This window comes from Mesorhizobium sp. M7A.F.Ca.CA.002.04.1.1, from assembly GCF_004022805.1.
GTDB classification, from domain to species: Bacteria; Pseudomonadota; Alphaproteobacteria; order Rhizobiales; family Rhizobiaceae; genus Mesorhizobium; species Mesorhizobium ciceri.
The window spans coordinates 1-4,432 of sequence record NZ_RZPL01000492.1; the positions used below are offsets into that span (position 1 = coordinate 1).

The window sequence follows — 4,432 nt, forward strand, 5'->3', positions numbered from 1 at the left end:
GGCTCGCCGCGGTCCTTCAGGACCTTCGACTTTCGCCGCACAACGTCGTCGGCGTCGGCGACGCCGAGAACGATCATGCGTTCCTGCAAGCCTGTGGCTGCAGCGTCGCCGTCGACAATGCAATTCCGGCGGTCAAGGATACAGCCAACCTGATCATGCCTGGCGCCCGAGGCAAAGGCGTGGAGCAACTGATCGCAAAGCTGATAAAGCGTGATCACGCGATAGTGCCGAAGCGCCATGACGGCATCGTTCTTGGATCATCTGGCGGCGATGATACCTACCTGTCGCCGAGCGACACGATCCTCATTGCCGGGAGTTCCGGTATCGGTAAATCCACCTTGGCCACCGCGCTGACCGAACGCTTCGTCGAAAGCGGCTTTCAGTTTTGTGTCTTCGATCCCGAAGGCGACTATGATGGCCTCGAAGGCGCCGTTCGCCTGGGAGACGGCTCAAGCGCGCCGACAAAGGCGCAAGTGCTCGATCTGATCGCCAAGGCCGACAGCAACATAGTCGTCAATGGACTGGCCCTGCGGGTCGACGAGAGGCCGGATTTCTTTGCCGACCTGCTGCCTGGCCTCAGCAGTTTCCGCCGGCGCACCGCGAGACCGCACTGGCTCGTGATCGATGAAGCGCATCATCTTCTGCCCAAGCGGCGCGACGATACGCGGGCGGTTCTGTCATTGGAATTGCCTGGCACAATCCTGATCACCGTTCACCCCGAGGCGATCTCGACAGACGCCTTGCGCCTGGTGACAGCCATCATTGCGCTTGGCCCCAAGGCAAAGGACGTCGTGAAGGTCTTCTGCCGTGAAACCGGCATTGAGCCGCCGAAGGTCATCCCCAGCCCGAAAGGTGCGCGCGTGCTGTTCTGGCGGCCGCAGGCAGGCAAAAAAGTCAAGACGGTCAAAGTGGTCGAACCACGTCAGTCACTCAAGCGGCACAGCCGGAAATATGCCGAAGGCCAGCTCGACGAAGCCGGCAGCTTCTATTTCCATGGCCCTGAGAATGCGATGAATCTCAGGGCTCACAATCTGATGATCTTCGCTCAGATCGCCGAGGGCATAGATGACAAGACCTGGGAGTTTCATTTGCGCACCGGCGACTATTCCAAATGGTTTCGACATCAGATCAGGGACAAGGACCTGGCGCGCGAAACCGCCGAGGCGGAAGAGGACAAGACCCTGTCGGCGGAGGAGAGCCGCAAGCGGGTGCTTGATGCCGTGCGCCGCCGTTACACGGCTCCCGCCACAGCCCCGGAGTGACACGCGAGAGCCAAGGCAATCAAGCCAGCGCTGCATGCGAAATTCTTCAGTCAGGCAACGCCGCCACCGCGACAATTTCAACGACGATGTCGGCTTGCGCAAGCGCTGCAACTCCGATCACCTCCGAAGGCGGCGGGTTGTTATAGCTGCAGTGCTTCGGGCAATGCTCGGCAAAGAACTCGTCCAGTACGTCGAGACGAAAATTGGGTGAACTCAGAACGCCGCCATCGGGAAATGGCCCCTTGATGAAGAAGGTCAGCCGGATGAGATAGTCGAGCGCGCTGCCGAGTTCTTCCAGATCTGATTTGATGTTCGCCAGAATTGCACGCCACTGTGCCGCCGCATCGCCAGTGAATCCCCCTCCTCTCTTTCCGGTCGGATCATAATTTTCGGCGGTTGCCGTATTTCCGCAAAGGTAGACAAATCCCTTTGCTCCGGAGACGACCGTGCCTTTTCCCCACGGCATCAACTTTCCGTTTTTGAATTTCTTATGGGTTACGAGTTCCATGCTTCGTCCAGAACTCTTGATCGTCAGCCTATCAAATCGTCTATTCTGATCGGCAGATCGCGAATGCGCTTGCCGGTGGCATGATAGACGGCACTCGCCACGGCAGCAGCCGTTCCGACATTGCCGAGTTCGCCCAAACCCTTGACGCCGGCAGGGTTGACCTGATGGTCGATTTCGGGGACCAGGATAACGTCGACCTGTTTGATGTCGGCGTTGACCGGTACGAGATAGTCCTGCAGGTCGCGGTTGACGTAGCGCGCGTGTCGCTGATCGATTTCCGTCGCCTCGTGCAACGCCTGGCCGATACCCCAGATCATGCCACCCATCAGCTGGCTGCGCGCGGTGCGCGTGTTCATGATGCGCCCGGCGGCGAAGGCCCCGACGATGCGCGGGGCCCGGATTTCGCGTGTATAGCTGTTGATGCGCACTTCGACGAACTCGGCGCCAAAGGCATATTTGACCGAATCTTCGTCGTTCTCTCCACCATGAAATTCCGACTGTCCGGCATAGAGTTTGCTGAGGGCTTCAGGCGAAGAACCCTTCGGCGCAAACTCGGCATATTCCTCGATGGCGCCGACTTGCATAGCCTTGAAGACATCAGCCAGCTTTGCGGATTTGCCGGTCTCGGTGACGACCTCTTCGTCCTTCAAGTCCAGCTTCGCATTGCCCGAACCGGCCAGCGGAGCCCCCCTGCCCGCAGCGGCGGCGAACAGCTTTTCGCGTATCGCGTCGCAGGCTTTCATGACCGCCGAGCAGACACTGGCGGTCGAGATCGATCCGCCCGACACGGGAGCCGGCGGCAAGGCACTGTCGCCCATCTCGACGCTGATCTTGTCCATGCCGATGCCCAGTCTTTCGGCCGCCATCTGGCCGGCAATGGTGCGAACGCCGGTGCCGATTTCATGCGAGCCGCACTGGATCCGAACCTCGCCGTCGGCGGTGAGACGAACCCGGGCCGCGCAGGGCGCGGCGGCAGTCGGATAGATCGCCGTCGCACAGCCCATCCCGACCAGCCAGTCGCCGTCGCGCATCGAGCCGACCTTGGGATCGCGCTTCGACCAGCCAAAGGCCTCCGACGCCTGGTCGTAGCACTTGATGAGTGAGCGGCTGGAAAATGGCTTGCCTCCGATGGGCTCCTTCTCCGGTTCATTGATGCGACGAAACTCGACAGGATCCATGCCGAGGGCCACGGCCATTTCGTCCATGGCGTTTTCCAGCGCGTAGACATAAGGCGTCTCCGGCGGCGATCGCATGTAGCCAGGCGTGTTGCGGTCGGCATGAACCAGCGAAACATGCGTCAGAACGGCGCCGTAATTGTACATGCGCGCGGTGGCGGACGTGCCGCCGACGACATAAGGGTCGGGGCGTGACGTCACCTCCCAGGCCTCATGTCCGAACGCCGTGATGCGGCCGTCCTTGCCGGCGCCCATGCGGATCCGATGCCGCGTTTCGGCGCGATAGGTCTGCGTACCGAAGGCTTGCATGCGATTGACGACGCAACGAACCGGGCGGCCAATGCGTCGCGCCGCGACGGCAACGATAGCGGTGCGTGCCGTCATCGGCCCCTTGGAGCCGAAGGCGCCGCCGATATAGGGACTGACGATCCGCACATTGGCCGGATCGAGCTTCAGCTGGCGTGCCAGTTCCACCTTCCAGCCGGTAACGTTCTGGCTGGGCTCGTGTATGGTCAACTGGTCGCCTTGCCATATTGCGGTGGTCGAAAACAGTTCGATCGGATTGTGATGCTGGGTCGGTGTCGAATATTTTTCGTCGATCTTTACCGTCGCATCCGCCCAGGCGGCATCGAAATCACCGGCCTTCGCATCCTCCTTGAACATAGGGTTTTTGCCGGCAGCCGGCTCCATCTTCACGCCCTTGGAATCAAAGCTGGCGGCGGGCCGTTCGTCCTCATAGTCGGCGCGGATCAACATTGCGGCTTCCTCCGCCGCCTCGAAGGTCTCGGCAACCACCAGAGCGATGATCTGACCGTCGTGAAAAACCGTCTTGTCGTGCAAAGGCCCGATCGAACTTGCGCCGGTGTTGCCGAATTTCGGCGTGTCGGTCTTGTCCATATCGTCATAGGTGACGATGTCCAGCACACCGGGTACGGCCCGGGCGTCTTTCGTGTGAAGTCCCGAAACCTTGCCCCGGGCAATGCTGCTGGTGGCAAGGGCACCGTAGGCGACGTTGGCCGTGACGATGTCGGCGGGATAGCCGGCCTGTCCGGTAACTTTTAGCCGGGCGTCAATGCGGACAACCGGATCGCCCTGGTTTTCCCTGGGGGCGGGTGCAGCTTGGTTCATGGCTCAGCCCTTCATATCCCGGGTTTCGAGCAGCGCCCGCACCAGCGTGCGCTTGCCGAGCGGTATCTTGAATGCGTTATGCTCGCGCGGTCTGGCATCGGCGAAGGCAGCCTCGGCAGCCTCTTGCGCCGCGGCTTCGTCAAGCACTTTGCCCTGTAGCGCGTCCTCTGCTTCGCGCGCCCGCCACGGCACCGTCGCCACACCACCAAGCGCAATGCGCGCACTCCTTACCGTCTCGCCATCCATGTCGAGCGCAACAGCCGCGGACGCCAACGCAAACGCGTAGGATTCGCGATCACGAATCTTCAGATAGCGCGACCGGCTGCTCCACCGTTCGAGCCGCACTTCGATGGCGGTTA

General features: G+C 61.1%; 3 protein-coding genes and 1 pseudogene. 1 reads left to right on the plus strand and 3 read right to left on the minus strand.

The genetic code is table 11. The features are described 5' to 3' along the window. On the plus strand, positions 1 to 1,262 hold a 1,262-nt coding region (locus ENZ75_RS22520), incomplete at its 5' end, for an HAD hydrolase family protein (protein WP_128278323.1). A gap of 46 nt (positions 1,263 to 1,308) precedes the next feature. Here the strand turns inward: ENZ75_RS22520 and ENZ75_RS22525 are convergent. The 3 genes and pseudogenes from ENZ75_RS22525 to ENZ75_RS22535 form a co-directional block, all read right to left on the minus strand. After that, complete coding sequence (locus tag ENZ75_RS22525) at positions 1,309 to 1,770, minus strand: RidA family protein (protein ID WP_063168017.1); 462 nt, start codon at positions 1,768 to 1,770, stop codon at positions 1,309 to 1,311. A gap of 23 nt (positions 1,771 to 1,793) precedes the next feature. Beyond that, a complete protein-coding gene (locus ENZ75_RS22530) occupies positions 1,794 to 4,073 on the minus strand; it encodes a xanthine dehydrogenase family protein molybdopterin-binding subunit (RefSeq protein WP_063168018.1) in 2,280 nt (759 codons plus the stop codon). A 3-nt stretch (positions 4,074 to 4,076) separates the two neighbouring features. After that, positions 4,077 to 4,432, minus strand: a pseudogene (locus tag ENZ75_RS22535) (xanthine dehydrogenase family protein subunit M); the annotation flags it as partial.